At 73.6% G+C, this 25,737-nt stretch carries 22 protein-coding genes; 13 read left to right on the forward strand and 9 right to left on the reverse strand.

All coding sequences use genetic code 11. From position 1 onward, the window contains the following. Positions 1-107: 107 nt before the first annotated feature. Positions 108-1,334, forward strand: a complete 1,227-nt coding sequence (locus tag ACIQUQ_RS10635; protein ID WP_403973629.1) for a DUF1266 domain-containing protein — start codon at positions 108-110, stop codon at positions 1,332-1,334. A gap of 9 nt (positions 1,335-1,343) precedes the next feature. Here the strand turns inward: ACIQUQ_RS10635 and ACIQUQ_RS10640 are convergent, their stop codons facing one another. The 4 genes from ACIQUQ_RS10640 to pdhA (ACIQUQ_RS10655) all read right to left on the reverse strand — a co-directional run bounded on the left by ACIQUQ_RS10640 (position 1,344) and on the right by pdhA (ACIQUQ_RS10655) (position 6,015). Next, a complete protein-coding gene (locus tag ACIQUQ_RS10640; protein WP_403973631.1) occupies positions 1,344-2,291 on the reverse strand; it encodes a GNAT family N-acetyltransferase in 948 nt (315 codons plus the stop codon). A gap of 114 nt (positions 2,292-2,405) precedes the next feature. Then, complete coding sequence (locus tag ACIQUQ_RS10645; RefSeq protein WP_403973634.1) at positions 2,406-3,854, reverse strand: dihydrolipoamide acetyltransferase family protein; 1,449 nt, start codon at positions 3,852-3,854, stop codon at positions 2,406-2,408. 11 nt (positions 3,855-3,865) lie between these two features. Beyond that, positions 3,866-4,846 (reverse strand): alpha-ketoacid dehydrogenase subunit beta, encoded by a 981-nt coding sequence (locus ACIQUQ_RS10650; protein ID WP_399943849.1) that lies wholly within the window; start codon positions 4,844-4,846, stop codon positions 3,866-3,868. Positions 4,847-4,848: 2 nt separating this feature from the next. After that, positions 4,849-6,015 carry a pyruvate dehydrogenase (acetyl-transferring) E1 component subunit alpha gene (pdhA, locus tag ACIQUQ_RS10655; RefSeq protein WP_403973638.1) on the reverse strand — a complete coding sequence of 389 codons (1,167 nt, stop codon included), beginning with the start codon at positions 6,013-6,015 and terminating at the stop codon, positions 4,849-4,851. A gap of 321 nt (positions 6,016-6,336) precedes the next feature. On the opposite strand from pdhA (ACIQUQ_RS10655), the gene ACIQUQ_RS10660 reads away from it, so the two are divergent. Next, positions 6,337-6,996 carry a response regulator gene (locus tag ACIQUQ_RS10660; protein ID WP_399943855.1) on the forward strand — a complete coding sequence of 220 codons (660 nt, stop codon included), beginning with the start codon at positions 6,337-6,339 and terminating at the stop codon, positions 6,994-6,996. 167 nt (positions 6,997-7,163) lie between these two features. Then, positions 7,164-7,580, forward strand: coding sequence for a pyridoxamine 5'-phosphate oxidase family protein (locus tag ACIQUQ_RS10665; protein ID WP_403973640.1), 417 nt, complete (start codon positions 7,164-7,166; stop codon positions 7,578-7,580). Between the two features lie 73 nt (positions 7,581-7,653). Here the strand turns inward: ACIQUQ_RS10665 and ACIQUQ_RS10670 are convergent, their stop codons facing one another. After that, on the reverse strand, positions 7,654-9,249 hold the full coding sequence (locus ACIQUQ_RS10670; protein WP_403973642.1) for a protein kinase: 1,596 nt from the start codon (positions 9,247-9,249) through the stop codon (positions 7,654-7,656). 216 nt (positions 9,250-9,465) lie between these two features. Here ACIQUQ_RS10670 and ACIQUQ_RS10675 point away from each other — a divergent pair, with 216 nt between their 5' ends. Continuing rightward, a complete protein-coding gene (locus ACIQUQ_RS10675; RefSeq protein ID WP_403973645.1) occupies positions 9,466-11,160 on the forward strand; it encodes a protein kinase in 1,695 nt (564 codons plus the stop codon). A gap of 65 nt (positions 11,161-11,225) precedes the next feature. Here ACIQUQ_RS10675 and ACIQUQ_RS10680 read toward each other — a convergent pair whose 3' ends face one another. Next, positions 11,226-11,645, reverse strand: coding sequence for a hypothetical protein (locus ACIQUQ_RS10680; protein ID WP_403973648.1), 420 nt, complete (start codon positions 11,643-11,645; stop codon positions 11,226-11,228). Between the two features lie 163 nt (positions 11,646-11,808). Here ACIQUQ_RS10680 and ACIQUQ_RS10685 point away from each other — a divergent pair, with 163 nt between their 5' ends. The 8 genes from ACIQUQ_RS10685 to ACIQUQ_RS10720 all read left to right on the forward strand — a co-directional run bounded on the left by ACIQUQ_RS10685 (position 11,809) and on the right by ACIQUQ_RS10720 (position 21,200). Beyond that, positions 11,809-12,459, forward strand: coding sequence for a PadR family transcriptional regulator (locus ACIQUQ_RS10685; RefSeq protein ID WP_403973651.1), 651 nt, complete (start codon positions 11,809-11,811; stop codon positions 12,457-12,459). Positions 12,460-12,484: 25 nt separating this feature from the next. Then, positions 12,485-13,222, forward strand: a complete 738-nt coding sequence (locus tag ACIQUQ_RS10690; protein WP_403973653.1) for an ABC transporter ATP-binding protein — start codon at positions 12,485-12,487, stop codon at positions 13,220-13,222. Further along, positions 13,219-16,056 (forward strand): FtsX-like permease family protein, encoded by a 2,838-nt coding sequence (locus ACIQUQ_RS10695; protein WP_403973655.1) that lies wholly within the window; start codon positions 13,219-13,221, stop codon positions 16,054-16,056. The genes ACIQUQ_RS10690 and ACIQUQ_RS10695 overlap by 4 nt, the downstream gene beginning before the upstream one ends. A 166-nt stretch (positions 16,057-16,222) precedes the next feature. After that, positions 16,223-16,759, forward strand: a complete 537-nt coding sequence (locus tag ACIQUQ_RS10700) for a bacterial proteasome activator family protein (RefSeq protein ID WP_403973658.1) — start codon at positions 16,223-16,225, stop codon at positions 16,757-16,759. A gap of 161 nt (positions 16,760-16,920) precedes the next feature. Beyond that, positions 16,921-17,775: an NTP transferase domain-containing protein gene (locus tag ACIQUQ_RS10705; RefSeq protein WP_403973660.1), complete on the forward strand. Its 855-nt coding sequence runs from the start codon at positions 16,921-16,923 to the stop codon at positions 17,773-17,775. Then, entirely contained in the window at positions 17,772-19,130 is a 1,359-nt protein-coding gene (locus tag ACIQUQ_RS10710; RefSeq protein WP_403973663.1) for a molybdopterin molybdotransferase MoeA, read from the forward strand. The genes ACIQUQ_RS10705 and ACIQUQ_RS10710 overlap by 4 nt, the downstream gene beginning before the upstream one ends. Continuing rightward, positions 19,127-20,212 carry a potassium channel family protein gene (locus ACIQUQ_RS10715; protein WP_403973665.1) on the forward strand — a complete coding sequence of 362 codons (1,086 nt, stop codon included), beginning with the start codon at positions 19,127-19,129 and terminating at the stop codon, positions 20,210-20,212. Before ACIQUQ_RS10710 ends, ACIQUQ_RS10715 begins: the two co-directional genes overlap by 4 nt. Before the next feature lie 10 nt (positions 20,213-20,222). Next, positions 20,223-21,200 carry an NAD(P)H-quinone oxidoreductase gene (locus ACIQUQ_RS10720; protein WP_403973667.1) on the forward strand — a complete coding sequence of 326 codons (978 nt, stop codon included), beginning with the start codon at positions 20,223-20,225 and terminating at the stop codon, positions 21,198-21,200. Positions 21,201-21,494: 294 nt separating this feature from the next. Here ACIQUQ_RS10720 and ACIQUQ_RS10725 read toward each other — a convergent pair whose 3' ends face one another. From ACIQUQ_RS10725 to pdhA (ACIQUQ_RS10735), 3 genes are read right to left on the reverse strand one after another with little or no spacing between them, the layout of a single operon-like run. Next, complete coding sequence (locus ACIQUQ_RS10725) at positions 21,495-22,841, reverse strand: dihydrolipoamide acetyltransferase family protein (protein WP_403973669.1); 1,347 nt, start codon at positions 22,839-22,841, stop codon at positions 21,495-21,497. Further along, complete coding sequence (locus ACIQUQ_RS10730) at positions 22,841-23,854, reverse strand: alpha-ketoacid dehydrogenase subunit beta (RefSeq protein WP_403973671.1); 1,014 nt, start codon at positions 23,852-23,854, stop codon at positions 22,841-22,843. Before ACIQUQ_RS10730 ends, ACIQUQ_RS10725 begins: the two co-directional genes overlap by 1 nt. After that, entirely contained in the window at positions 23,854-24,981 is a 1,128-nt protein-coding gene (pdhA, locus tag ACIQUQ_RS10735; protein ID WP_403973674.1) for a pyruvate dehydrogenase (acetyl-transferring) E1 component subunit alpha, read from the reverse strand. The genes ACIQUQ_RS10730 and pdhA (ACIQUQ_RS10735) overlap by 1 nt, the downstream gene beginning before the upstream one ends. A 205-nt stretch (positions 24,982-25,186) precedes the next feature. On the opposite strand from pdhA (ACIQUQ_RS10735), the gene ACIQUQ_RS10740 reads away from it, so the two are divergent. Then, on the forward strand, positions 25,187-25,735 hold the full coding sequence (locus ACIQUQ_RS10740) for an Lrp/AsnC family transcriptional regulator (RefSeq protein ID WP_403973677.1): 549 nt from the start codon (positions 25,187-25,189) through the stop codon (positions 25,733-25,735). Positions 25,736-25,737: the final 2 nt, after the last annotated feature.

Here is a 25,737-nt window from a genome sequence, read left to right on the forward strand (position 1 = left end):
GGGCCGCCGACACTCCTTTACGACCGTACGGTCGTCGGACAATCACCCGACCAGACGGCCCGGGCCCTGCGCCCGGCGGCTCCTGACGGTCTGTTTAGGGTGGCCGCATGGCGGAAGCGGCATGGCAGGCACCCGGCCTCACGGAGCGGCGGCTGTACGAGGCGAAGACCCGGAACGACTGGTCGGCGTACCTCGCCGTGCTCGCGGAGTCGCACCTCTTCATGGCGCAGTCCCGGGCCGCCGTGGACGCGCGCCCCGACGAGACCTTCTTCCACCCCTACGTCGACCCGCGCTCCGGCGCCCGCTGCATAGCCGTCCAGACCGTCGGCCTGCTCCCGGCCCCCGCGCCCGACCCCGTCTTCGAGCGCGTCTCCCTCTACGGCCTCGCCAACACCTGGCGGGCCGACGACCCGCCGTACCTGGCCGTGAACCCGGGCACCCCCTGCGAGGCCTACCTGCCCACCACCCCCGAGGACCGCGCCGGCTGGCTGCGGCACTCGGCCGCCACCGAGGTGTACGGGCTCCCGGACGGGGCGGTGCACGCACTGCACGTGGGCGGGCCGCTGCACGGACCGGTGGCCCGCGGACTGGCCGTCGGCGCACATCTGGCCGTGCACAACCGGCAGTTCTGGAACGCCATGGCCTTCCACGGCGAGGGCTACCGCAAGGAGCGCGAGAAGCTGGAGGAGTGGTGGGGGATCACGACCCCCGCGGAGTGGGCCGAGACCCAGGCCGACCTGCTGGCCACCGAGTTCGGCGCCGGGGGCACCTGGGAGTCCGTCCTCGGCATCCGGCACTCCCTCTCGCGCACCTTCGGCGGGCTCGTCGGCACCGACCACTGGCGGCAGGCCGCCGAGCAGGTGCTGCGCAGGAACGCCGAGGAGCGGGCCCGGCCGCGGCTGACCCCGGACGGGGTGACGGCGCCGACGCCCGGCCGGCTCGACTCGCTGGAGGCCGAGGTGACGGGCGTGCAGCGGCTGATCGGGCGCATCGCCCGCTACGAGGCGCGGTTCCGCGCCGACGGACTGCTGCCCGAGGGCCGGTACGTCCGCTCGGTCGAGGCCTGGGACCTCGGCCGCGCCTCCCAGATGGCCCGCTGGGGGCTCGCCTCGCGCTTCTGCACCCTGGAGGAGGCCGAGCAGGCCGTCGTCCGCGCGGGGAAGGCCGCCCGGCTGACGTACCGCTCCTGGGAGGACTTCTCCGCCGGCTACGTCCTCGGGCGCTGCCTGCACTTCGACGAGGAGGAGTTCGGCCGCTGGTACGAGGACATGCTCGACGTCCACCGCCTCCTCACCACCGACCCGGGCAGCCCCTGGCGCAACATCCCCTGGTAGCCGCCTGCGTCAGGCGTGCGGCTGCTCCAGGTTGAGGCGGACCTCGGTGACCTCGTAGCCGGCGCGGCGGAAGGCGGCGGCCATCGGGCGGTTGGCCAGGTCCGTGGTGGCGGTGATCCGCTCGGCGCCCGCGGCGGCGTGGAAGCGGGTGATCTCGCCGAGGACCTCGTCGATGAGGCCCCGGCCGCGCTGCCCGGGTACGACGCCCAGGTAGCCGACGTTGCGGGCGTACGGGGTCGCGGACGGGATGGCCATGCCCGCGAGGGTGCCGTCGGGCAGGTGGGCCAGGCGCCACCAGGAGCGGTCGCCCACGGCGTCGAGGTAGAACTCCATGTCGTCGCGGGCCTGCTCCTCCGCGCCCATCGCCTCGACCGTGCGGCGGGTGTGGACGTCCAGGCTGCCGGCCGCGACCTGCCGGAAGACCTCCAGGAAGGCCGCGTCGTCCGCCTCGGTGAAGACCAGGCGCCCGGTGGGCTCCGGAACCGGCGAGCCGGCCGTCCAGGCGAACTGCAGCCGCTCGTTCTCGTCCGTCAGCCCCGCCCCGGCGGCCGCCGCGCGCCGCCAGTCCACGGCCGCGACCACGTCCGGGCGCTCGCGCCAGTCGCCCGGCAGCGACATCAGGTTGTACGTGGGGGCGCGCCCGGCGCCCGCCGCCCGGAAGGCCCCGTGCCCGGCCGCCAGCAGTCCGGCGGCCAGCCCGGCCGGGTCGGCCACGGTGTCGCGTACGTGCAGGCAGTCCAGGGCTGCGGGGTACGCGCCGTCCCCGCGGCCCCACCACAGCGCCCGCGCCAGCAGCTCGCCGTCCTCGGCCTCGGCGACCCAGGTCCACTCGGGACGGTACTGGGCCGCCGCCCAGTCCTCGCGGAAGCGGTCCTCCGCGATGGCGGGGACCGGTCCGCCGGCGGGGTACGCGGCGAGGCGGTCGAGTTCGGCAGGGGCGGTGGGGCGGAACAGCATGCGGCCTCCGGGGCACGGGAAAGCCGGCCCACCTCGTGGTGGACCGGCTTCCTCATGATCACTGCGGGAGGGCCGGACGGCCAGCCCTTTACGGGGCCGGCCGCCTCGCTCCGGCTACGACCAGGTCATCAGGCGCTTCGGGTGCTCCAGGACCGCCGCCACGTCGGCGAGGAACTTGGAGCCCAGCTCGCCGTCGATGAGCCGGTGGTCGAAGGAGAGCGCGAGGGTGGTGACCTGCCGCGGCTTCACCTTGCCCTTGTGGACCCAGGGCTGGAGCTTGATCGCGCCGACCGCGAGGATCGCGGACTCGCCCGGGTTCAGGATCGGGGTGCCGGTGTCGACGCCGAAGACGCCGACGTTGGTGATGGTGATCGTGCCGCCCTGCATGTCCGACGGGGAGGTCTTGCCCTCGCGGGCGGTGGCGACCAGGTCGGAGAGGGAGTGCGACAGCTCCGCGAGGGTCTTGGCGTGCGCGTCCTTGATGTTCGGCACGATCAGACCGCGCGGGGTGGCCGCGGCGATGCCCAGGTTCACGTAGTGCTTGAGCACGATCTCCTGGGCGGCCTCGTCCCAGGCCGCGTTGACGTCCGGGTTGCGCTTCAGCGCGACCAGGACGGCCTTCGCGATGACCAGCAGCGGGTTGATCCGCAGGCCGGCCATGTCCGGGTCGGCCTTGAGGTCCGCGACCAGCTTCATCGTGCGCGTCACGTCGAGGGTGACGAACTCGGTGACGTGCGGCGCGGTGAACGCCGAGCTGACCATGGCCTGGGCGGTGACCTTGCGGACGCCCTTGACCGGGATCCGGGTCTCCCGGGCCGCGTCCGAGGACACCGGCGCCGGAGCGGCCACCGGGGCGGGGGCCGCCACGGGCGCCGCGGCCGCGGCACCGGCGTGCGGCTGCTGGGCGGCCTGGGCCGCCGCGTGCACGTCCTCGCGGGTCACGATTCCGTCCGGGCCGGTCGGGGTGACCGTGGCCAGGTCGATACCGAGGTCCTTCGCCAGCTTCCGCACCGGCGGCTTGGCCAGCGGGCGGTCGCCGTGGGTGCCGTGCCCGTTCAGCGCCGGAGCGGCGGCCGGTACGGGCGCCGGAGCGGCCGGGGCCGGGACCGCGGGGGTCACCGGGGCCGCGGCGGCCGGCACCGCGCCGGCCTTGCGCGGGCGGCGCTTGGTCGAGGACTGGGAAACGCCGTAGCCCACCAGCACGGGCTGGCGGCCCGCGGGCGCCTCTTCTTCGGCGGCCGGGGCGGCAGCCGGGGCGGCGGGCGCGGCCGCGGGGGCCTCGGCGGCGGCCGGAGCCGCACCGCCGTCACCCGTCTCGACCGCGATGATCACCTGGCCGACGTCGACCGTGGTGCCCTCGGGGAAGCGCAGCTCGGCGACCACCCCGTCGAACGGGATCGGCAGCTCGACGGCCGCCTTCGCGGTCTCGACCTCGCACACGACCTGGCCGTCGGTGACGGTGTCACCCGGCTGGACGTACCACTTCAGGATCTCGGCCTCGGTGAGTCCCTCGCCCACGTCGGGCATCTTGAACTCGCGCAGTGTCGTCGTCATCGTCGTCACGACCCTCTCCCTCAGTACGCCAGCGAGCGGTCGACGGCGTCGAGCACGCGGTCCAGGCCGGGGAGGTACTCCTCCTCGACGCGGGCGGGCGGGTAGGGGGCGTGGAAGCCGCCGACGCGGAGCACCGGGGCCTCCAGGTGGTAGAAGCAGCGCTCCGTGATGCGGGCGGCGATCTCCGAGCCCACGCCCAGGAACACCGGCGCCTCGTGCACCAGCACCAGGCGGCGGGTCTTCTCGACCGAGGTCTGGATGGTGTCGAAGTCGATCGGGGACATCGAACGCAGGTCCACGACCTCGATCGACTTGCCCTCCTCGGCGGCGGCCGCGGCGGCCTCCATGCAGACCTTCACCATCGGGCCGTAGGCCGCGAGCGTGAGGTCGGTGCCGGCCTGGGCCACGCGCGCCCTGTGCAGCTCGCCCGGGATGGCCTCGGTGTCGACCTCGCCCTTGTCCCAGTAGCGGCGCTTGGGCTCGAAGAAGATCACCGGGTCGTCGCTCTGGATGGCCTGCTGGAGCATCCAGTACGCGTCGGAGGCGTTGGAGGGCGAGACCACCTTGAGGCCCGCCACGTGGGCGAACAGCGCCTCGGGGGACTCGCTGTGGTGCTCGACGGCACCGATGGCGCCGCCGTAGGGGATCCGGACGACGACCGGCATCTTGACCTTGCCGAGCGCGCGGGCGTGCATCTTCGCGAGCTGCGTGACGATCTGGTCGTACGCGGGGAAGACGAATCCGTCGAACTGGATCTCCACCACCGGGCGGTAACCGCGCAGGGCCAGGCCGATGGCGGTGCCGACGATGCCGGACTCGGCGAGCGGGGTGTCGATGACCCGCTCCTCGCCGAAGTCCTTCTGGAGACCGTCGGTGATGCGGAAGACACCGCCCAGCTTGCCGACGTCCTCGCCCATGATCAGGACCTTGGGGTCCGTGTCGAGGGCCTTGCGCAGCGACTCGTTGAGCGCCTTCGCGATCGACATCTTCTCGATTGCCATGATCAGTGACCCTCCTCGAAGGACGCGAGGTAGGCCGCGAACTGCGCGCGCTCCTCGTCCACCAGCGCGTGGCCGTCCGCGTAGACGTTCTCGAAGATCGACATGGTGTCCGGGTCCGGCATGGCGCGCACGACCTCGCGGACGCGCTTGCCCATGGTCTCGCTCTCGGTCTCCAGCTCGGCGAAGAACGCCTCGTCGGCGCCGCCGGAGGTCTCCAGGTAGGTCTTCAGGCGAAGGATCGGGTCCTTGTGCTCCCAGGCCTCGCGCTCCTCGTCCCGGCGGTACTTCGTCGGGTCGTCGGAGGTGGTGTGGGCGCCCATGCGGTACGTGAAGGCCTCGACCAGGGTCGGGCCCTCGCCGCGGCGGGCGCGCTCCAGCGCCCAGCGGGTGACCGCGAGGCAGGCCAGGACGTCGTTGCCGTCGACGCGGATGCCCGGGAAGCCGAAGCCGGAGGCGCGCTGGTAGAGCGGTACGCGGGTCTGGCGCTCGGTGGGCTCGGAGATGGCCCACTGGTTGTTCTGGCAGAAGAACACCACGGGGGCGTTGTAGACCGCCGAGAAGGTGAAGGCCTCGTTGACGTCGCCCTGGCTGGAGGCGCCGTCGCCGAAGTACGCGATCACGGCCGAGTCCGCGCCGTCCTTGGTCACGCCCATGGCGTAGCCGGTGGCGTGCAGCGTCTGCGAGCCGATGACGATCGTGTACAGGTGGAAGTTGTTGCTGTTCGGGTCCCAACCGCCGTGGTTCACACCCCGGAACATGCCCAGCAGGTTGGTGGGGTCGACCCCGCGGCACCAGGCGACGCCGTGCTCGCGGTAGGTCGGGAAGACGTAGTCGTCGTCGCGCAGCGCCCGGCCGGAGCCGATCTGCGCGGCCTCCTGGCCCAGCAGCGAGGCCCACAGGCCCAGCTCGCCCTGGCGCTGCAGGGCAGTCGCCTCGGCGTCGAAACGGCGGGTCAGGACCATGTCGCGGTACAGCCCGCGCAGGTCGTCGGCGGTGATGTCGGCGACGTAGGGGGCGAACTCCGGGTCGTCGACCCGGTCCCCTTCAGGCGTCAGCAGCTGTACGAGCTGGGGCTCGGCACTCTGCGCGGCGGCGGCGGTCTTGCCGGCCGTCCGCTTGGTGCCGCTGCTGCGTCGCGGCTTGCGCGCGGCAGTGCTCTCCACGGTCACGTGTGCTCCTCCGTCGGTCCGGCGCCCGGGGTCGTCCGGGGACCAGTGCGGCTCGCCCGCTCCGTACCGCGCACGGGGTGGGTGCGACTCGACGGGAAACAGGCGTGACAGGTGCCCCGGCTAGTGCCCTGCGCAAAGCACGTTACCCAGGTTGCCGCATAACTGCGAAACCCCGCTTGACCTGGGATTTTGCTTGGAAATCCAAGTAAATCCGGGGAATCGGGAACAACTACTGGTCACAGCCTTGCAGGGGGCCGGAACAACGGCACGTTATCCCGGGTAACTGCGGCAGGGAAGGGGTGAGTGTGTGAAACTGACTCTGTGCGCGAAGATGGAAAAATCACGGTATTCCTCCTTGACGACCACGAAGTGGTGCGTAGGGGCGTCTACGAGCTCCTCTCCAGCGAATCGGACATCGAGGTGGTCGGCGAAGCGGGCACCGCGGCCGACGCGCTGGTCCGCATTCCGGCCACCCGTCCGGACGTCGCCGTCCTCGACGTGAGGCTGCCGGACGGCAGCGGCGTGGAGGTCTGCCGGGAGGTCCGGTCGCTGGACGAGGACATCAAGTGCCTGATGCTGACCTCGTTCGCCGACGACGAGGCGCTGTTCGACGCGATCATGGCCGGTGCCTCCGGTTACGTGCTGAAGGCCATCCGGGGCAACGAGCTGCTGAACGCCGTGCGCGACGTGGCGGCGGGCAAGTCCCTGCTGGACCCGGTGGCCACCGCCCGGGTGCTGGAGCGCCTCCGCGACGGCAAGAACGGCAAGGGCGACGACCGCCTGGCGAACCTGACCGAGCAGGAGCGCAAGATCCTCGACCTGATCGGGGAGGGCCTGACCAACCGGGCCATCGGCGAGCGCCTGCACCTCGCCGAGAAGACGATCAAGAACTACGTCTCCAGCCTGCTGTCCAAGCTGGGCATGGAGCGCCGCTCGCAGGCCGCCGCCTACGTGGCGCGGCTCCAGGCCGAGAAGCGCTGAGGGAGGGTCCCGCGGACCGCGGAACACATCGGCGCGGGCCCTTTCCCGGGGCTCCGCGCCGATTCCGCTTTTCCACCGGACACGATCTTCATATCGGGACCAACGTCCTGGATCACGGGGGCCGCGGCCTCTTTTCCGGCACCGTGTCGGTATCGCAGGGTGGGGGCATGTCGCCCGAGGAACTCCACGCCATCGAACTGCTGCGCCGCGTCCCGTACGGCCGCGTGGCCACCAGCATGCGCGCGCTGCCCTTCCTCGCCGCCGCCCGCCACATCGTGGTGGGCGGCCAGGTCGTGCTGAGGATGCACGCCGGCTTCGGCTACCACCAGGCCTGCAACGGCAGCGTGGTGGCCTACGGCGCCGACAACTTCGGCACCGGGGACGACCGGTTGTGGACGGTGCAGTTCACCGGCACGGCCCGCACCGTCGAACCCACGACCGCGGAGCTCGAACTCTTCGGCCCGGGCCCGCACTACGTCGACGGCGAGCTCTTCGAGCCCGTCTACATGCGCATCGAGCCCCACTTCGTCACCGTGCACTCCATGGCCGCCAACGTCGGCCGGCAGTACCAGCACGCGCTCTGACCGGCCCCGAACGCGCGGAGGGAGCGGCCCCGTTGGGGACCGCTCCCTCCTCCCGTCGTGCGTCGGCCGTCCGTCAGGTGCCGGACTGGCCGTCCGTCGTGCCCGCGTCGGTGCCGGGCGACTCGTTGTTGCCGTCCGTCGGGTCCGTCGTCGGCTCGGTGGTGTCCGTCGGATCGGTCGTCGGGTCCGTGCTCTCCGTCGGGTCGGTCGTCGGCGGCGTCCACGAGGGCGTCGGCGACGGCCGGTGCGTCGGCGGGTCCCAGGACGGCTTCTGGCTGGGCGTCCAGCTCTCCTCGCCGCCCGAGGACGAGCCGTCCTCGGTCTCGCCGCCCTTGGAGGACTGCTCGGGCTTCGGGACCTCCGCGGTCTCCTGCTTGGGGCTCTCGATGCCCGGGTTGTTCGGCTTCTCGGTGGTGCCGCCGCCGGTCTTCGCCTTGTCGAGGGCGTACGTGATGCCGCCCGCGACGGCGACCACGGCCAGCAGCGCGACCAGCCACATCTTCCAGCGCCCGCTGCCGCCCTGCGCCGTGCGGTCGTCGTGGTAGCCGCCACCGCCGCCGGAGTAGGCCGAGCCGTCGTCCGGGTTCAGCGGGGGCACCATCGGGCCGCCCATCGCCGAGGTGGTCGCGTGGGACGGGTACGGCTGCACGCCCGGGCCGCCGGCCGCGGGGTTCACGGCCGTCGCGCCGGGGGCGCCGTGCGGCAGCGCCATGGTGACCGGCCCGGTGTTCCACGTACCCGTGCCCGGGCCCTGCTCCTGGAGCATCTGGAGCGCGTACTGGACCAGCCCGCGCATCTCCTCGGCGCTCTGGAAGCGGTCGTCCGGGTCCTTGGCGAGCGCGCGCATCGCCAGGCCGTCCAGCTCCGGCGGCACGCCGGGGTGCTGCTGGGAGGGCGGCACCGGGGCGTCCTGCACGTGCTGGTAGACCACCGAGAGCGGCGTCTCGCCGGTGAACGGGGGCCGCAGGGCCAGCAGTTCGTAGAGCAGGCAGCCGGTGGCGTACAGGTCGCTGCGGTGGTCCACCGCCTTGCCGAGGGCCTGCTCGGGCGAGAGGTACTGCGGGGTGCCCATGACCATGCCGGTCTGGGTCATCGTCGTCGAGGCGCCGTGCAGGGCGCGGGCGATGCCGAAGTCCATCACCTTCACCGCGCCGGTGTTGGTGATGATGACGTTCGCCGGCTTGATGTCGCGGTGCACGATGCCGTGCTGGTGCGAGTAGGCCAGGGCCTCCAGAACGCCGGAGACGATGATCAGGGCCTGGTCGGGGCCGGGGGCCTCGGCACTGATGAGGAGGTCCCGGATCGTCCGGCCCTCCACCAGCTCCATCACGATGTAGGGGACGACGTTCCCGTTGACCCGGTCCTCGCCCGAGTCGTACACGGCCACCACGGCATGGTGGTTGAGGCCGGCGACCGACTGGGCCTCGCGCGTGAAGCGGGCCTTGGAGACCGGGTCCTCGGCGAGGTCCGCGCGCAGCAGCTTCACGGCGACCGTGCGGCCCAGCCGTACGTCCTCGGCGGCGAAGACCTCGGCCATGCCGCCGCGGCCCAGACGGTGGGTCAGCCGGTACCGGCCGTCGCCGACCACCGCGCCCGAGCCGATCTGCTCGCCGAACTGGTCGGGAACATCAGCCATCCCGGCTCCGTTGCCCTCGGGTTCGGGTGCCATCAGTCCTCGCCGTCATGATCCGGCCGCGTGTCAGCGGTGCGTCTTTTCCAGGGTGCTCCGATGAACGCTACAGCCTCCCCGCCCCTCTCCCGTCCGGGATTGCGCCCTGTCCGCGTGTGGTCACGGAACGGGCACCCGGCTTGACTGGTCACCGCCCTCCGGCAGACTGTGGCCCGTCATACGGATCGCCAGGGACCGCCGAGGGGAAGCACAGTCATGAGCCAGGACGGCACACAGGGGCGTTACGCAGGCGGCTCCCTGGCCCGCGGCCGTTACCAGCTGAGGGACTTGCTCGGCGAGGGCGGCATGGCGTCCGTCTACCTCGCCTACGACGCCGCGCTCGACCGCCAGGTCGCGATCAAGACCATGCACACCGAGCTGGGTCGCGAGCAGTCGTTCCGCGAGCGCTTCCGCCGCGAGGCCCAGGCTGTAGCCAAACTGTCGCACACCAACATCGTCTCGGTATTCGACACGGGCGAGGACTCCGTCTCCATCGGCGGCGAGGACGGCGCGCTGATGCCGTACATCGTCATGGAGTACGTGGAGGGCCAGCCGCTCGGCTCGGTGCTCCAGTCCGACGTCGCGCAGTACGGCGCGATGCCCGCGGACAAGGCGCTGAAGGTCACCGGCGACGTGCTCGCCGCCCTGGAGGCCAGCCACGAGCTGGGTCTGGTGCACCGCGACATCAAGCCCGGCAACGTGATGATCACCAAGCGCGGCGTGGTCAAGGTGATGGACTTCGGCATCGCCCGCGCGATGCAGTCCGGGGTCACGTCCATGACCCAGACCGGCATGGTCGTCGGCACCCCGCAGTACCTCTCGCCCGAGCAGGCGCTGGGGCGCGGCGTCGACGCCCGGTCCGACCTGTACTCGGTCGGCATCATGCTGTTCCAGCTGCTGACCGGCCGGCTGCCGTTCGACGCGGACTCGCCGCTGGCGATCGCGTACGCCCACGTGCAGGAGGAGCCGGTCGCACCGTCCTCGGTGAACCGCTCGGTGACGCCGGCGATGGACGCGCTGGTGGCGCGGGCCCTGAAGAAGAACCCGAACGAGCGCTTCCCCACGGCCGCGGCCATGCGGGACGAGTGCCTGCGGGTGCTGTCGGCCGGCCAGACCGGCGCCCCGGTCATCGTCCAGGGCGGCCCGGTGAACAGCGGGGCCGGCGTCGGCTCTGCCGTCTTCCCGCCGGTGGACTCGGGCCTCCAGGCCCCGCCGCCGCAGTCGGTGCAGCAGCCGTACCAGCCGAGTGCGTACGCGCAGCCGGCGCCGCACGTCCAGACGCCCCCGCCGCACGTCCAGACGCCCCCGCCGCACCTCGCGCAGCAGGGCGGCTATGCGTACCCGCCGCAGCAGCAGATGCACCAGCAGCCGGTGCACCACACGCCGGTGCCGCAGCCGCAGGCCGCCACCCCGCCGCCGTACACGATCTCCCCGTCCGCCGCGCCCGCCCGCCAGGGCGGCGGCAAGAAGGGCTCCCCGGTTGCCATCGGCGCCGCCGTGGTGGCGCTGCTGGCGGTCGGCGGCCTGGTCACGGCCCTGATCGTGAACGGCGACGACGACGGCGGCGAGGGCGGGACGCCCGGCAAGAACGGCACCTCGGCGAGCGCCCCCGCGGTGGCCGGCCACAAGGGCCCGGACCGCACGCGCACCATCGAGGAGACGGAGTGCTCGGAGGCGGACGAGGCGTACAACGACCCCTCGAAGGTCCGCGCCCCCGACTTCCGCTACAAGGACATCCTGTCGGTGAAGAAGTGCCTCCAGGCGGCCGGCTGGAACCTGGACGAGAAGTCCAAGGACGAGAACGTCTACGGCGAGGGGTCGGTCGTGGACCAGTTCCCCTCCCCCGGTGACGACATCGACCCGAAGGACGCCACCTTCAGCCTCCGCGTCTCCACCGGCAACCCCGAGTAGCGCTTCCCGGGGGTCGCCTGCGGGGGCCGCTCCCACCTGCGTGAACGCCTGCGGCGCGGCTGGATTCAGTCGCGCCGCAGCCGCATGCCCATGAAGCCCAGGCCGATGCCCATCAGGGTGAGGCCGGCGCCCAGCGGGAGGATGTGTTCCGCGAGGTCGGCGGCGCGGTCGTTGCCGTCGGCGCCGAGGGCGGAGACCATCCCGGCCTCGCTCGGCTCGGGGCGCGGCGGCTGCGGCTTCGGCGCCTCCGCCTCCGGGACCGGGCGCGCGGCCGGCAGCAGGGCCTCGGGGAGCGGCTCGTCCATCACCCGGCCGGGGCGGGCCCGGCCGGCTCCGGCGACGCTGCCGGCCAGTTCCCCGTCGGTGGGGGCGGCCACGGCCGACGGGGAGGCGGTGGCGGCGTACGCCTGGGGCTGGGGCGTCAGGGCGCCGAGGGCGAGCGCGGCGCCGGCCGTCCACCTGAGCGCGCGACGGTGCTGAGTCACGGCGAGCCCCTCCCGTCCCGAGCGACCGACTGTCCACTCAGGGTCACATGACCCGACACAACCGGCATCCCGGACATAGCACCCGCGGAACCTGAGGATCCCCCGTGAGATGTACATCTCAAGTCGGTTGTGGGGGCCTGCATACTCGGTATACATACTGAGTATGTCGATTCGCCACGGCCTCCTCGCCCTGCTGGAGCAGGGTCCCCGGTACGGCTCCCAGCTGCGCACCGAGTTCGAGTCCCGCACCGGCTCCACCTGGCCGCTGAACGTCGGGCAGGTCTACACGACCCTCGCCCGCCTGGAGCGCGACGGGCTCGTCGCCCCCGGCGGCGAGGACGAGGCCGGGCACACCCTCTACGCCATCACCGACGCCGGGCGCACCGAACTCCACGAGTGGTACGAGCGCCCCGTCGACCGCACCAGCCCGCCCCGTGACGAGCTGTCCATCAAGCTCGCCATGGCCGTCGGCACCCCGGGCGTGGACATCCGCGCCGTCATCCAGGCCCAGCGCAGCGCCACGATCAAGGCGATGCAGGACTACACCCGCCTCAAGGCGCAGGCCCTGGCCGCGATCGAATCGGGGCGCTCCCAGGAGCGCGACGACATCGCCTGGCTGCTGGTGCTGGAACAGCTGATCTTCCAGACCGAGGCCGAGGCCCGGTGGCTGGACCACTCCGAGTCCCGGCTCGTACGGCTCTCCGTGACGGCCGACCGGAGAGCCACCGCCGTACCGGCCGCCCACGAGAACCAGACCGCGGCTCCGGCCGACACCCAGGCCGCGCCCACCACCGCACCCCGCCGCAGGCTCTGAACCGTCCCAGGGGGGAACCCTCTTCATGCCCGACCACAACCAGCCCGTGCTGCGCCTGATGCAGCTCACCCGCGTCCACGGCAGCGGCGCCACCGAGGTGCACGCCCTGCGCGGGATCGACCTGGCCGTGTACCCCGGCGAACTCGTCGCCGTCATGGGTCCGTCCGGATCCGGCAAGTCCACGCTGCTCACGCTCGCGGGCGGCCTCGACACCCCGTCCGGCGGCCGGGTGCTCGTCGAGGGCACCGACATCACCACGGCGAGCCGCAGGGAACTCGCGGCCCTGCGCCGCCGCAGCATCGGCTACGTCTTCCAGGACTACAACCTCATCCCCGCCCTCACCGCGGCCGAGAACGTCGCCCTCCCCCTGGAGCTCGACGGCACCTCCGCCCGCAAGGCCAGGGCCGCCGCCCTCGCGGCCCTGGAGGAGATGAACCTCGCCCAGGTGGCCGACCGCTTCCCCGACGAGATGTCCGGCGGCCAGCAGCAGCGCGTGGCCATCGCCCGCGCCCTGGTCGGCGACCGCCGCCTCGTGCTGGCCGACGAGCCCACCGGCGCCCTCGACTCCGAGACCGGCGAGTCCGTGCTCGCCCTGCTGCGCTCGCGCTGCGACGCGGGCGCCGCCGGCATCCTCGTCACCCACGAACCCCGCTTCGCGGCCTGGGCGGACCGGGTGGTCTTCCTGCGCGACGGCTCCGTCGTGGACGAGACCCTGCGCTCCCAGCCGGACTCGCTGTTCACGGGGCGGGCGGGCGCCCTGTGAGGACCTGGTACCACTCCTGGGTCGCGGCGATACGGATCGCCCGCCGCGACGCCTGGCGCTCCAAGGGCCGGAGCTTCCTGGTCCTCGCGATGATCGCCCTGCCCATCCTGGGCGTGAGCGCCGCCGACATCACCCTGCGCAGCTCCGACGTCTCCGCGGAACAGGAGCTGGACCGCTCCCTCGGCCGCGCCGACGCCGTGCTGAGCGGCACCGGCATGGGCAACACGCCCATCCACCAGAAGCCGGACGGCAACGGTCTCGCCCCGGCCGACGGCGACGAGGACAGGGCCGTCCCGAACAGCCCCACCGACATCCGGGCGGCCGTCCCGCGCGGCGCCGAGGTGCTCAAGGACTCCTCCGGCACCGGCAGGTTCCGCACCCGGCACGGCCTCCTGAACGCCACCGTCCACGAGTTGGACGCCCTGCACCCGATGGCCGCGGGGCGGCAGACCGTCGTCCGCGGCCGCTTCCCCGCCAAGGCCGGCGAAGTCGCCGCCACCACGCGGTTCCTGGAGGACTCCGGGCTGTACGTGGGCTCCCGCCTCGTCCCACGCGGCATGGAGGGGACCGACTACCGCATCGTCGGCGCCTACGAACTCCCCTCGGAGCTCAAGACGTACGAGGTGCTCGCCCCGCCCGGCACCCTGCTCCCCCCGCTCGAAGCGGCCCTGAAGGCCAACGGCATGCCCGGCGCCGACGTCACCAACGAGTACTACGTACGCGTCGGCGGCGAAGGTTTCACGTGGAACATGGTGAAGGCGGCCAACGCCAAGGGCGTGGTCGTCGTCTCCCGGGCCGTCGTCCTCGACCCGCCGGCCGACTCCGACGTCCCCCTGTACCAGCACGAGACCTCCGACTCGTACACCTCCGGCGGCAGCGGCGTGGACAAGGCCGCACTGGCCGCGGCCGCCACCGTCGTGGTCCTGGCCATGCTGGAGATCTGCCTGCTGGCCGGCCCCGCCTTCGCCGTCGGCGCCCGCCGCTCCCGCCGCCAGCTCGGCCTGGTCGGCGCCAACGGCGGCGACCGGCGCCACATCCGCGCCATCGTCCTCTCCGGCGGCCTGGTCATCGGCTTCGCCGCCGCCGTGACCGGCATCGTGCTCAGCGTCGCCCTGACCCTCGCCCTCCGGCCGGTGCTGGAGAGCGCCCTGGGCGAGCGCTGGGGCGGTTTCCGGCTCCTCCCCCACGAACTCCTCGGCATCGCGCTGCTGGCCGTCGTGACCGGCCTGCTGGCCGCCGTGGTCCCCGCGGTCACCGCCTCCCGGCAGACCGTGCTGTCCTCCCTCACCGGGCGCCGCGGGGTGCGCCGCGCCAGCCGCGTGCTCCCGGTGGTGGGCCTGGTGGCCATCGGCATCGGCGCCCCCATCGCCCTGTTCGGCTCCGTCCAGGACAACAACGGCTACCTCTACGTGGCCGGCGGCAGCGCCCTCGCCGAGCTCGGCGTGGTCGCGCTCACCCCCGTACTGGTCGGCCTGTTCGGCCGCGCCGGGCGCTGGCTGCCCCTCTCGCCGCGGCTCGCGCTGCGCGACGCGGTGCGCAACCGGGGCCGTACGGCGCCCGCGGTGGCCGCGGTGCTGGCCGCGGTCGCCGGTACCGTCGCGGTGGCCACGTACGCCCAGAGCAACGACGCGCAGGCCCGGCAGGAGTACGTCGCCCAGATGCCCGACCGCTCCGGCACGGTGACCATCAGCGAGGCGGGCGGCCACCGGCAGGTGCCCGCCGTGCGCGCGGCGCTGGAGAAGGAACTGCCGGTGGCGGTGCGGGCGGACCTCGACCGGGTCGTGGTCGGCCGGAAGGACTGCGAGCTGTGGTCCGACGCCCCGGGGTGCGGCCAGATGGAGCTGACCACGCCCAAGGAGAACGAGTGCCCGCTGCACACGGCCGACGACCCCAGGGCCTCCTTCCCGGAGGCTGAGCGCCGCCGGCTCGCCAAGGACTGGCGCTGCGTCTTCCCGGAGTCCTACACCTCCCAGGACGTCGTGGTCGCCGACGAGAAGCTGCTGACCACCCTCGCCGTCCGGGACCCGGCCGCCGCCAGGGCCCTGCAGGAGGGCCGCTCGGTCGCCTTCGACCGGCGGCACGTCAAGGACGGCCGGATCACCCTGAAGCTGATCGCCGACACGGCCAAGGCGCGTCAGACCCCCGACGGCCAGGAGGTCCCGGGCATCCGCAAGTCCTTCGCCGTCCACCTGTCGACCGCCAACGGCTACGGACTGCGCGTGGTCATCCCGCCCGCGGCCGCGAAGGCCGCCGGTCTCCAGACCGCCGCGTACGGCTCGTACTTCACCCTGGACCGGCTGCCGACCAGTGAGGAGCGCCAGCGCTACGACGCCGCCGTCGACCGGATCGGCGCCTCGCCCGAGTTCCGCATCGAGAGCGGCTACGAGAGCGGGAACAACATCGAGCTGCTCGCGCTGGCCGTCTTCGCCGGACTCGTCACCATCGGCGCGGCGGGCATCGCCACGGGCCTCGCCCAGGCCGACGCCGAGGCCGACCTGAAGACCCTCGCCGCGGTCGGCGCCGCCCCGCGGATCCGCCGCTCCCTGAGCGGCTTCCAGTGCGGCCTGGTCGCGCTCATGGGCGTGGGCCTCGGGTCGGCGGCCGGTGTGCTGCCGGGCGTCGGACTGCGGCTGGCCGAGCGGCGCGAGAGCGTGTCGCGGTACGAGCAGTCGCTGGCGGACGGCTGGAGCGACCCCGGGGGCGTGCCGGACGTGCCCGTCGTGATCCCGTGGGAGACCCTCGGCGCCCTCGTGGTGCTGATCCCGCTGGGCGCGGCGCTGCTCGCCGCGCTGGTCACGCGCTCGTCCGGGGCGCTGGCCCGCCGCGCGGCCTGACAGGCCGCCGGACGTCCACCGGTACGGCCGGCCACGGGGGGGCCGGCCGTACCGGCGCGTAGGGGCTCCGGCTGCCGTCCGCGGATCTCGTGCCCCCGCACAGGGTGGATCACTCCTGTGCGGGGGCACACCGTGTGGAGACGAACGTGTGCGAGAGAATGGCGGCATGGAGATGCCGAGGAGCGAACGGTCGCAGGACAGCCCCCCGCAGGTTCTGATCGTGGGCCAGGACGGGATGGCGGTCGGCGGCGCCGATGACGAGTCGCGCGAGGTGCCGGTGACGGAAATGGTCGAACAGCCCGCCAAGGTCATGCGCATCGGCAGCATGATCAAGCAGCTTCTGGAAGAAGTCCGCGCTGCTCCTCTCGACGAGGCCAGCCGGGTCCGGCTCAAGGACATCCACGCCAGCTCGGTGAAGGAGCTGGAGGACGGGCTCGCTCCCGAGCTCGTCGAGGAACTGGAGCGCCTCTCCCTGCCCTTCACCGACGAGGCCATTCCCTCCGAGGCGGAACTCCGCATCGCGCAGGCCCAGTTGGTCGGCTGGCTGGAAGGCCTCTTCCACGGCATCCAGACCGCCCTCTTCGCCCAGCAGATGGCGGCCCGCGCCCAGCTGGAGCAGATGCGCCGCGCCCTCCCGCCCGGCGTCTCGCACGACGACGAGGACGGCCAGCACGGCCCGGTCCGCTCGGGCCCGTACCTGTAGGACCGGGGGTCCGCCCGTTGCGGACCCGGCCGGCCCCACGGCGCCTTCGTCCGGCCCCGTCCGGCACCGCCCCCACGGGCGGTGCCGGACGGGGCCGTCGCGCGTAAGCACCGGGTAAGTGCGAGACGCCGCAAGAAACATGGGCCGCGCATACTCGGGTCATGACCTACGACGCGATCGTGTTGGCAGGAGGCGCGGCACGCCGGCTCGGCGGGGCCGACAAGCCGGGGCTGAGCGTGGGCGGCCGCCCGCTGCTCGACCGGGTGCTGGACGCCTGCGCCGGCGCCGGGACGACCGTGGTCGTCGGCGGCCGCCGGGCCACCGCCCGGCCCGTCACCTGGGCCCTGGAGGAGCCGCCCGGGGCGGGCCCGCTGGCCGCCCTGCACGCCGGACTCCGGCACACCGGCGCCGACCTGGTCCTCGTGCTCTCCGCCGACCTGCCCTTCCTGGACGCGGCGACCGTACGCGCCCTGCTCGCCGGCCCCGGCGCCGAGGGCACCCTGCTGCGCGACCCCGACGGCCGCGACCAGCCCCTGGTGGCCGCCTACCGGGCCGAACCGCTGCGCCGCGAGCTGGCCCTGCTGGCCACCGAGCACGGCAGCCTCACCGGCCTCCCGCTGCGGGCGCTCACCGCAGAACTCGACCTGGCCCGGGTCGAGGGCAGCAGCGCCGCCTCCTTCGACTGCGACACCTGGGAGGACCTGGCAGCCGCCCGTGCCCGCATCAGGGAGCATGGGACCGTGCTGGACGAATGGATCACCGCAGTCAAGAACGAGCTGGGCCTCGACGTCCCGGTCGACGTCACCGAGCTGCTCGACCTCGCCCGTGACGCCGCGCACGGCGTGGCCAGGCCCGCCGCGCCGCTGACCACCTTCCTGGTCGGTTACGCGGCCGCGCTGGCCGCCGCCGACGGCGCCGACCCGGAGGCCGCGCTCTCCGAGGCCTGCCGCAAAGCCACCGCGCTCGCCGGCCGCTGGGAGGCCGAGACGGGCCCCGCCGGGAAGGGCAGCGGATGACGACCGCCCCCGTGACACCCGAGGAGCGGGCCGTGACACCGGAGGAGCGGGCCGTGACACCGGAGGACCGGGCCGTCGAGGAGGCGCTGGCGCTGGTGAACGACCGCCGCACGGAGCCCGCCGGGGCGGCCCCCGGACACCGCGGCACCGACTGGGCCCGGGCCCGCGCCACCGCCGCCGCCGCGGGCCGGACCGGGCGCTCCCGCACACGTGCGGTACCGCTGGCCGACGCCCTCGGCGAGGTGCTGGGCGGCCCCCTGGAGGCGTTGACCGACCTGCCCTCCTTCGACACCTCGGCGATGGACGGCTGGGCGGTCGCCGGACCGGGTCCCTGGCGGATCCGGGAGGGCGGCGGGGTGCTGGCGGGCGCGGCCCGGCCGGAGCCGCTGGCCGACGGCGAGGCGGTGCGGATCGCCACGGGTGCCCGGATCCCCGGCGACACCACCGCGGTGATCCGCAGCGAGCACGCCCGGCACGACGCCGCCAAGGGGCAGCTGCACGCCGAGCGCGAGGTGGTGCCGGGCCAGGACATCCGGCCGCGGGGCCAGGAGTGCCGCTCGGGCGACCGGCTGCTGGCGGCCGGGACGCCCGTGACGCCCGCCGTGCTGGGGCTGGCCGCCGCCGCCGGGTACGACGAGCTGGTCACGGTGGCGCGGCCGCGCGTCGAGGTGCTGGTGCTCGGGGACGAGCTGCTGGCCGAGGGGCGGCCGCGGGACGGGCTGATCCGGGACGCGCTGGGGCCGATGCTGGGGCCGTGGCTGCGGGCCCTCGGCGCCGAGGTGACCGGGACGCGGCGGCTCGGCGACGATGCCGGGGCGCTGTACCGGGCGGTGACGGACTCCGCGGCGGACCTGGTGGTCACCACCGGGGGCACGGCCTCGGGGCCGGTGGACCACGTGCACCCGGTGCTGCGGCGGGCCGGGGCGGAGCTGCTGGTCGACGGGGTCTCCGTACGGCCGGGGCATCCGATGCTGCTGGCCCGGCTCGGGCCCGGGAAGCACCTGGTGGGGCTGCCCGGCAACCCGCTGGCCGCCGTGTCGGGGCTGCTGACGCTGGCCGAGCCGCTGCTGCGGGCCCTCGCGGGGCACGGGGTGCGGGAGGCGTACGCGGTGCCGGTGCGCGACGCCGTACCGGGCCACCCTCACGACACCCGGCTGGTGCCGGTGGCGCTGGACGGGGAGCAGGCCGTGCCGCTGCGGTTCCACGGGCCCGCGATGCTGCGCGGGATCGCCGCGGCGGACGCGCTGGCCGTCGTACCCCCGCACGGGGCGGAGGCGGGGCAGGAGCTGGAGGTCCTGGACCTGCCCTGGGCGGGCGGGGGCGCCGGCTCCGCCGGCTTCGGGTGGTCGCGGTGAAGCTGCCCGGACAGGACGCGATGGCCCGGCAGGCCGACGAGCGGCTGCTCGACCACCGCGTGAAGATGCCCAAGCGGGTCATCGAGAAGCCGCTGCGGCAGGTGGGCAAGCGGCTGCTGATGGCCTTCGGTGTGCTGGCCCTGACGGTCTTCATCGTCTGGATCGACCGCGCCGGGTACCACGACAACTCCGACGAGACCATCGATCTGCTCGACTGCATGTACTACGCGACGGTCACCCTCTCCACCACCGGGTACGGCGACATCGTCCCGTACAGCGACTCGGCGCGGCTGGCGAACATCCTGCTGATCACGCCGCTTCGCGTGCTGTTCCTGATCATCCTGGTCGGCACCACCCTGGAGGTCCTCACCGAACGGACCCGGGAGGAGTGGCGACTGAACCGCTGGAGGGCCCAGTTGCGTGAGCACACCGTCGTCGTCGGCTTCGGCACCAAGGGCCGGTCGGCGCTCCAGACGCTGCTGGCCACCGGCCTGCGGAAGGAGCGCGTGGTCATCGTCGACCCCAGCGCCAAGGTGATCGACATGGCCAACGCCGAGGGCTTTTCGGGGATCGTCGGCGACGCCACGCGCAGCGACGTGCTGCTCAGCGCCGAGGTCCAGAAGGCCCGTCAGATCGTGGTGGCCACCCAGCGGGACGACACCGCGGTGCTGGTCACCCTGACGGCCCGGCAGCTGAACCGCGGCGCGAAGATCGTGGCCGCGGTGCGCGAGGAGGAGAACGCCCCGCTGCTGAAGCAGTCGGGCGCGGACGCCGTCATCACCAGTGCGAGCGCGGCGGGCCGGCTGCTGGGGCTGTCGGTGCTCAGCCCGAGCGCGGGCGCGGTGATGGAGGACCTGATCCAGCAGGGCAGCGGCCTGGACCTGCTCGAACGCCCGGTGACCAGGTCCGAGGCGGGCAGGAACGTCCGGGAGACCGACGACCTCGTGGTGAGCGTGCTGCGGGGCCACCGGCTGCTGCCGTACGACGACCCGCACGCGAGCCCGCTCCAGCTGACCGACCGGCTGATCGTCATCGTGCGCGCGGCCCCGCCGGCCGAAGTCCTGGGCCCCCGGGGCGAGTAGCCTCGCGGGCATGCATGCGATCACGATCCCCCAGCCCGGCGGCCCAGAGGCCCTGGTGTGGGCCGACGTACCCGATCCGGTGCCCGGCGAGGGCGAGGTCCTCGTGGAGGTCGCGGCCAGTGCCGTGAACCGGGCCGATCTGCTCCAGCGGCAGGGCTTCTACAACCCGCCGCCCGGGGCCTCCCCCTACCCCGGCCTCGAATGCGCGGGCCGGATCACGGCGTTGGGGCCCGGGGTGACCGGGTGGGCCGTCGGCGACGAAGTGTGCGCGCTGCTCAGCGGCGGCGGGTACGCGGAGCAGGTGGCGGTGCCGGCCGGTCAGCTGCTGCCGGTGCCGGAGGGCCTGGACCTGGTGACGGCCGCCGCGCTGCCGGAGGTGGCCTGCACGGTGTGGTCGAACCTGTTCATGGTGGCCCACGTGCGGCCGGGCGAGACCGTGCTGGTGCACGGCGGTGCGAGCGGGATCGGCACGATGGCGATCCAGCTCGCGAAGGCCGTGGGGGCCCGGGTGGCCGTGACGGCGGGCGGCAAGGAGAAGCTGGCCCGCTGCGCGGAGCTGGGCGCGGACATCCTGATCGACTACCGCGAGCAGGACTTCGCCGAGGAGCTGAAGGCCGCCACGGGCGGTGCCGGGGCGGACGTGATCCTGGACATCATCGGGGCGAAGTACCTGGCGCGGAACGTGGACGCCCTCGCCGTGAACGGGCGGATGGTGGTCATCGGCCTGCAGGGCGGCGTGAAGGCGGAGCTCAACCTGGGGGCGCTGCTGGCGAAGCGGGCCGCGGTCGCCGGTACGACGCTGCGGGCCCGGCCGCTGGAGGAGAAGGCGGCGATCGTCGCCGCCGTCCGCGAACACGTGTGGCCCCTGGTCGAGGCCGGCCGCGTCCACCCGGTGGTCCACGCGACGTTCCCCCTCGCCGAAGCCTCCGCGGCCCACGCCGCCCTCGAATCGGGCACGCCGGTGGGCAAACTCCTGCTGACCCGCTGACGGCCCCGTGCCGGATGCGGCCCGTGCCGGGCCCGCTCCGCAAGCGCCGGAGGGGCTGGAACGTGCCACTCAGGGCATATCCGGCCTCGCCGGCGTTTGAGGCGCGGGGCTCTGGGGGCAGAGCCCCCGGTTCGGGATGGGGCGGGGTGGGGAAACGGCTCCGCGCAGCGGCAACGGCCCGCACCCCGCACCGCCCGCACCCGGAAGCGCACGGCACCCGGCACGGGCTCGGTGCGGGACGTGCGGCGGCCCCGTACCGCGTCCCGGACGGGAGCGGTACGGGGCCGGCCAGGGCTAGAGCGACCGCAGCAGCACCGTCGGGGACTCCACGCAGTCGGCGACGTACCGCAGGAAGCCACCCGCGGTGCCGCCGTCGCAGACCCGGTGGTCGAACGTCAGCGACAGCTGGACGACCTGACGGACCGCCAGCTCACCGCCGTGCACCCACGGCTTCGGGACGATCCGCCCCACGCCCAGCATCGCGGCCTCCGGGTGGTTGATGATCGGCGTGGAGCCGTCCACCCCGAACACCCCGTAGTTGTTCAGCGTGAACGTGCCGCCCGTGAGGTCCGCCGGCGCCAGCTTCCCGCCGCGCGCCAGCTCCGTCAGGCGGGCGAACTCCGCCGACAGACCCTCGGCGTTCATCGCGTCCGCGCCCTTGACCACCGGTACGACCAGGCCCCGCTCGGTCTGGGCGGCGAAGCCCAGGTGGACCGAGGGCAGCCGGACGATCTCGTTCGACGCGAGGTCGACGGTGGAGTTCAGCTCCGGGAAGCGGGCCAGCGCGGCCGTGCAGATCCGGGCCAGCAGGGCCAGTACCGAGACCTTCGGGCCGCCGGCGGCGTTCATCGCGGCCCGCGCGGCCATCAGCTCCGTGGCGTCCGCGTCCACCCAGCAGGTGGCGTCCGGGATCTCCCGGCGGCTGCGGGACAGCTTGTCGGCGACCACGCCGCGCAGCCCCTTGAGCGGGATCCGCTCCCCGGCCGCCGTCACCGGAGCCGCAGCGGCGGCGGCAGCGGCAGCGGCCGGAGCCGGAGCGGCGGCCGCGCGCAGCGCCGCCTCCACGTCGGACCGCAGGATCAGGCCCTCGGGCCCGCTGCCGGCGAGCCCGCGCAAGTCGATGCCGTTGTCCTTGGCCAGCTTGCGGACCAGCGGGGAGATCACCGGCACGGGACCGGCGGCGACCGCCACGGCGGCCGGAGCCGCAGCCACCGGGGTCGGGACCGGGGCAGGAGCAGCCGGAGCGGCAGCCGGCACGGGAGCCGCGGCCGACCCCGCCGGCCGCACCCGGCGACGCCGCGCCGGCCGGGAGTGGTCCGTGCCGTAGCCGACGAGCACGTTCCCCGAACCCGAGGCCGCCTCCGGCTCCGCGCCGCCGCCTTCCGGCAGCGTGGCGGTGCCCACGGCGACCGTCAGCAGCGGTGCCCCGACGGGCAGTTCGGTGCCCTCCTCGCCGAAGCGGGCGGTCACCACGCCCCCGTAGGGGCACGGCACCTCGACCATGGCCTTGGCCGTCTCGACCTCGACCACCGGCTGGTCGATGGCGACGACGTCGCCCACCTGCACCAGCCAGCGCACGATCTCGGCCTCGGTGAGCCCCTCACCGAGGTCGGGCAGCTTGAACTCCAGTACCTGAGGCATCAGTTCTCCCACTGGAGACGGGCCACGGCGTCCAGGATCCGGTCGACGCCCGGCAGGTGGTGCTTCTCCAGCATCGGCGGCGGGTACGGGATGTCGAAGCCCGCGACGCGCAGCACCGGGGCCTCCAGGTGGTGGAAGCACCGCTCCGTGATGCGGGCGGCGATCTCGCCGCCGGGACCGCCGAAGCCGGTGGACTCGTGGACCACGACCGCGCGGCCGGTGCGGCGTACCGACGCGGCCACCGTCTCCTCGTCGAAGGGGACCAGCGAGCGCAGGTCGACGACCTCCAGGTCCCAGCCCTCCTCCTTGGCGGCCTCGGCCGCCTCCAGGCAGGCGGGCAGGGAGGGCCCGTACGTGATCAGCGTGGCGCTCGTGCCGCGGCGGCGGACCACCGCGCGTCCGATCGGCTCGACCGCGGCCGGGGCCTCCGGCGACCAGTCGGACTTGGACCAGTAGAGCCGCTTCGGCTCCAGGAAGATCACCGGGTCGTCGCTGGCGATCGACGCGCGCAGCAGGCCGTACGCGTCCTCGACGGTCGCCGGGGTCACCACGTGCAGGCCGGGCGTGGCCATGTAGTACGCCTCGGAGGAGTCGCAGTGGTGCTCCACGCCGCCGATGCCGCCGCCGTACGGCACGCGGATCGTGATCGGCAGCGGCATCGCGCCGCGCGTGCGGTTCCGCATCTTCGCGACGTGGCTGAAGAGCTGCTCGAAGGCGGGGTACGCGAAGGCGTCGAACTGCATCTCGACCACGGGGCGCAGCCCGTACATCGCCATGCCGACGGCCGTGCCGAGGATGCCCGCCTCGGCGAGCGGCGTGTCCGTGACCCGGTCCTCGCCGAACTCCTTGGCCAGCCCGTCGGTGATCCGGAAGACGCCGCCGAGCGCACCGACGTCCTCGCCCATGATGTGGACGGTCGGGTCGTCGGCCAGCGAGTCGCGCAGCGCGCGGGTCAGGGCCTGCGCCATCGTCGCGGGCTTGCGCCCGGTGGCGGGCTGGGTGGCGGTGGTCATCACTCGCCCTCCGCTTCCAGTTCGGCACGGAGCATGGCCGCCTGCTCGCGCAGCTGGCTCGTCTGCTCCGCGTAGACGTGCGTGAAGAGGTCCATCGGGTCCAGCACCGGGTCGGCGTTCATCCGCTCGCGCAGGGCGGCGGCCATCGTCTCGGCCTCGTCCTTCGCCGCGCGCTTGAGGTCCTCGTCGAGGATGCCCCGGGCGGTCAGCTCGCGCTCCAGGAGCAGGATCGGGTCGTGTCCGCGCCAGGCCTCGACCTCGGCGTCACCGCGGTAGCGGGTGGCGTCGTCGGCGTTGGTGTGCGCCTCCATCCGGTACGTGACCGCCTCGATCAGGGTCGGGCCGCCGCCGGCCCGCGCCTTGCGCACGGCCTCGGCCAGCACCTCGTGGACGGCGGCCACGTCGTTCCCGTCGACCAGACGGCCCGGCATCCCGTACCCGACGGCCTTGTGGGCCAGGGAGGGGGCGGCCGTCTGCTTGGCGAGCGGGACGGAGATGGCGAAACCGTTGTTCTGGACCAGGAAGACCACCGGCGCCTGCCATACGGCGGCGAAGTTCAGGGCCTCGTGGAAATCGCCCTCGCTGGTGCCGCCGTCGCCGACCATCGCCAGCGCCACCACGTCGTCGCCCTTGAGGCGGGCGGCGTGGGCCAGGCCCACGGCGTGCGGCAGCTGGGTGGCGAGCGGGGTGCTCAGGGGGGCGATCCGGTGCTCGTGGGGGTCGTAACCCGTGTGCCAGTCGCCGCGCAGCAGCGTCAGCGCCTGGACGGGGTCGAGACCGCGCGCCACGGCCGCCAGGGTGTCCCGGTAGCTGGGGAACAGCCAGTCGCGCTCTTCCAGCACCATCGCCGCGGCGATCTCGCACGCCTCCTGGCCGACGGTGGAGGGGTACACGGCGAGCCGGCCCTGCTTGGTGAGGGCGGTGGCCTGGGCGTTGTAGCGCCGGCCGCGCACCAGCTCGGCGTAGGCCCGGCGCATCAGCTCCGGGTCGAGACGGTCCGCCGCCGGGGTGCCGAGCACGCGGTACGGCTCGGCGTCCGGCAGCAGCGGCGCCGCGTCGGTACGGGGCCGCCAGGCGGGCGGCGGGGTGGGGCGGTAGTCCGCACCGGGCAGCTCTTGCACCGTCATGGCGCGAGCACCTCCTCGTGGGAAGCGGGCTGGGGTACTTCCCGGCGGTGACCGGGACGCGGGCAGCCCCGGGTGTGAGGTGCCTCACCTACCGATTGTTCGGTCGTGGGCGCATTTTGGCTACAGGCCGCATGAGGCTGTGGACAAAAGGACATCCAGACCCTGGGATGTATGCAGGACGTCCAGGACAGGGAGGCCGAAGGCGATGGCGGATGAACAAATGGCCGAGGCGGCGACGGACGGGCCCGACGCCCCCCTCGCCGTGCCGGGCCCCGCGGCCCCGGCTCCCGCGGCACCGCCCCGCCCGCTGGACGCGATCGACCGTGCGATCCTCCAGATCCTCAAGACCGACGGCCGCGCCTCGATACGCTCCGTCGCCGAGCGGGTCCACGTGTCGCGCGCCAACGCCTACGCCCGGATCAACCGCCTGATCGACGACGGCGTGATCCGTGGGTTTTCGGCCAGGATCAACCACGAGCGGGCGGGCCACGGCGCCTCCGCGTACATCACCCTGCGGATCGTGCAGAACTCCTGGCGGACCGTGCGGGAGCAGCTGGAGGCACTGCCGGGCGCCGCCCACATCGCGCTGGTCAGCGGGGACTTCGACGTCCTGCTGCTGGTGCACACGCCGAACAACCGGACGCTGCGGGAGCTGGTGCTGACCCGGCTGCAGGCCATCCCGGAGGTGCTGTCGACGCGGACGCTGCTGGTCTTCGAGGAAACCGACCTGGACGCGTCGACGGAGGCGCCCTGAGC

The sequence above is a fragment of the Streptomyces sp. NPDC101118 genome, assembly GCF_044759445.1.
GTDB lineage: Bacteria > Actinomycetota > Actinomycetes > Streptomycetales > Streptomycetaceae > Streptomyces.

What these genes read in the sequence shown, in the direction of transcription:
- ACIQUQ_RS10635 (WP_403973629.1), top strand. Translation starts at nt 108, where the DNA reads ATGGCGGAAGCGGCATGGCAGGCACCCGGCCTCACGGAGCGGCGGCTG.
- ACIQUQ_RS10640 (WP_403973631.1), bottom strand. Translation starts at nt 2,291, where the DNA reads ATGCTGTTCCGCCCCACCGCCCCTGCCGAACTCGACCGCCTCGCCGCG.
- ACIQUQ_RS10650 (WP_399943849.1), bottom strand. Translation starts at nt 4,846, where the DNA reads ATGGCAATCGAGAAGATGTCGATCGCGAAGGCGCTCAACGAGTCGCTG.
- ACIQUQ_RS10665 (WP_403973640.1), top strand. Translation starts at nt 7,164, where the DNA reads ATGTCGCCCGAGGAACTCCACGCCATCGAACTGCTGCGCCGCGTCCCG.
- ACIQUQ_RS10670 (WP_403973642.1), bottom strand. Translation starts at nt 9,249, where the DNA reads ATGGCACCCGAACCCGAGGGCAACGGAGCCGGGATGGCTGATGTTCCC.
- ACIQUQ_RS10675 (WP_403973645.1), top strand. Translation starts at nt 9,466, where the DNA reads ATGAGCCAGGACGGCACACAGGGGCGTTACGCAGGCGGCTCCCTGGCC.
- ACIQUQ_RS10685 (WP_403973651.1), top strand. Translation starts at nt 11,809, where the DNA reads ATGTCGATTCGCCACGGCCTCCTCGCCCTGCTGGAGCAGGGTCCCCGG.
- ACIQUQ_RS10690 (WP_403973653.1), top strand. Translation starts at nt 12,485, where the DNA reads ATGCCCGACCACAACCAGCCCGTGCTGCGCCTGATGCAGCTCACCCGC.
- ACIQUQ_RS10700 (WP_403973658.1), top strand. Translation starts at nt 16,223, where the DNA reads ATGGAGATGCCGAGGAGCGAACGGTCGCAGGACAGCCCCCCGCAGGTT.
- ACIQUQ_RS10705 (WP_403973660.1), top strand. Translation starts at nt 16,921, where the DNA reads ATGACCTACGACGCGATCGTGTTGGCAGGAGGCGCGGCACGCCGGCTC.
- ACIQUQ_RS10710 (WP_403973663.1), top strand. Translation starts at nt 17,772, where the DNA reads ATGACGACCGCCCCCGTGACACCCGAGGAGCGGGCCGTGACACCGGAG.
- ACIQUQ_RS10720 (WP_403973667.1), top strand. Translation starts at nt 20,223, where the DNA reads ATGCATGCGATCACGATCCCCCAGCCCGGCGGCCCAGAGGCCCTGGTG.
- ACIQUQ_RS10725 (WP_403973669.1), bottom strand. Translation starts at nt 22,841, where the DNA reads ATGCCTCAGGTACTGGAGTTCAAGCTGCCCGACCTCGGTGAGGGGCTC.
- ACIQUQ_RS10730 (WP_403973671.1), bottom strand. Translation starts at nt 23,854, where the DNA reads ATGACCACCGCCACCCAGCCCGCCACCGGGCGCAAGCCCGCGACGATG.
- pdhA (WP_403973674.1), bottom strand. Translation starts at nt 24,981, where the DNA reads ATGACGGTGCAAGAGCTGCCCGGTGCGGACTACCGCCCCACCCCGCCG.
- ACIQUQ_RS10740 (WP_403973677.1), top strand. Translation starts at nt 25,187, where the DNA reads ATGGCGGATGAACAAATGGCCGAGGCGGCGACGGACGGGCCCGACGCC.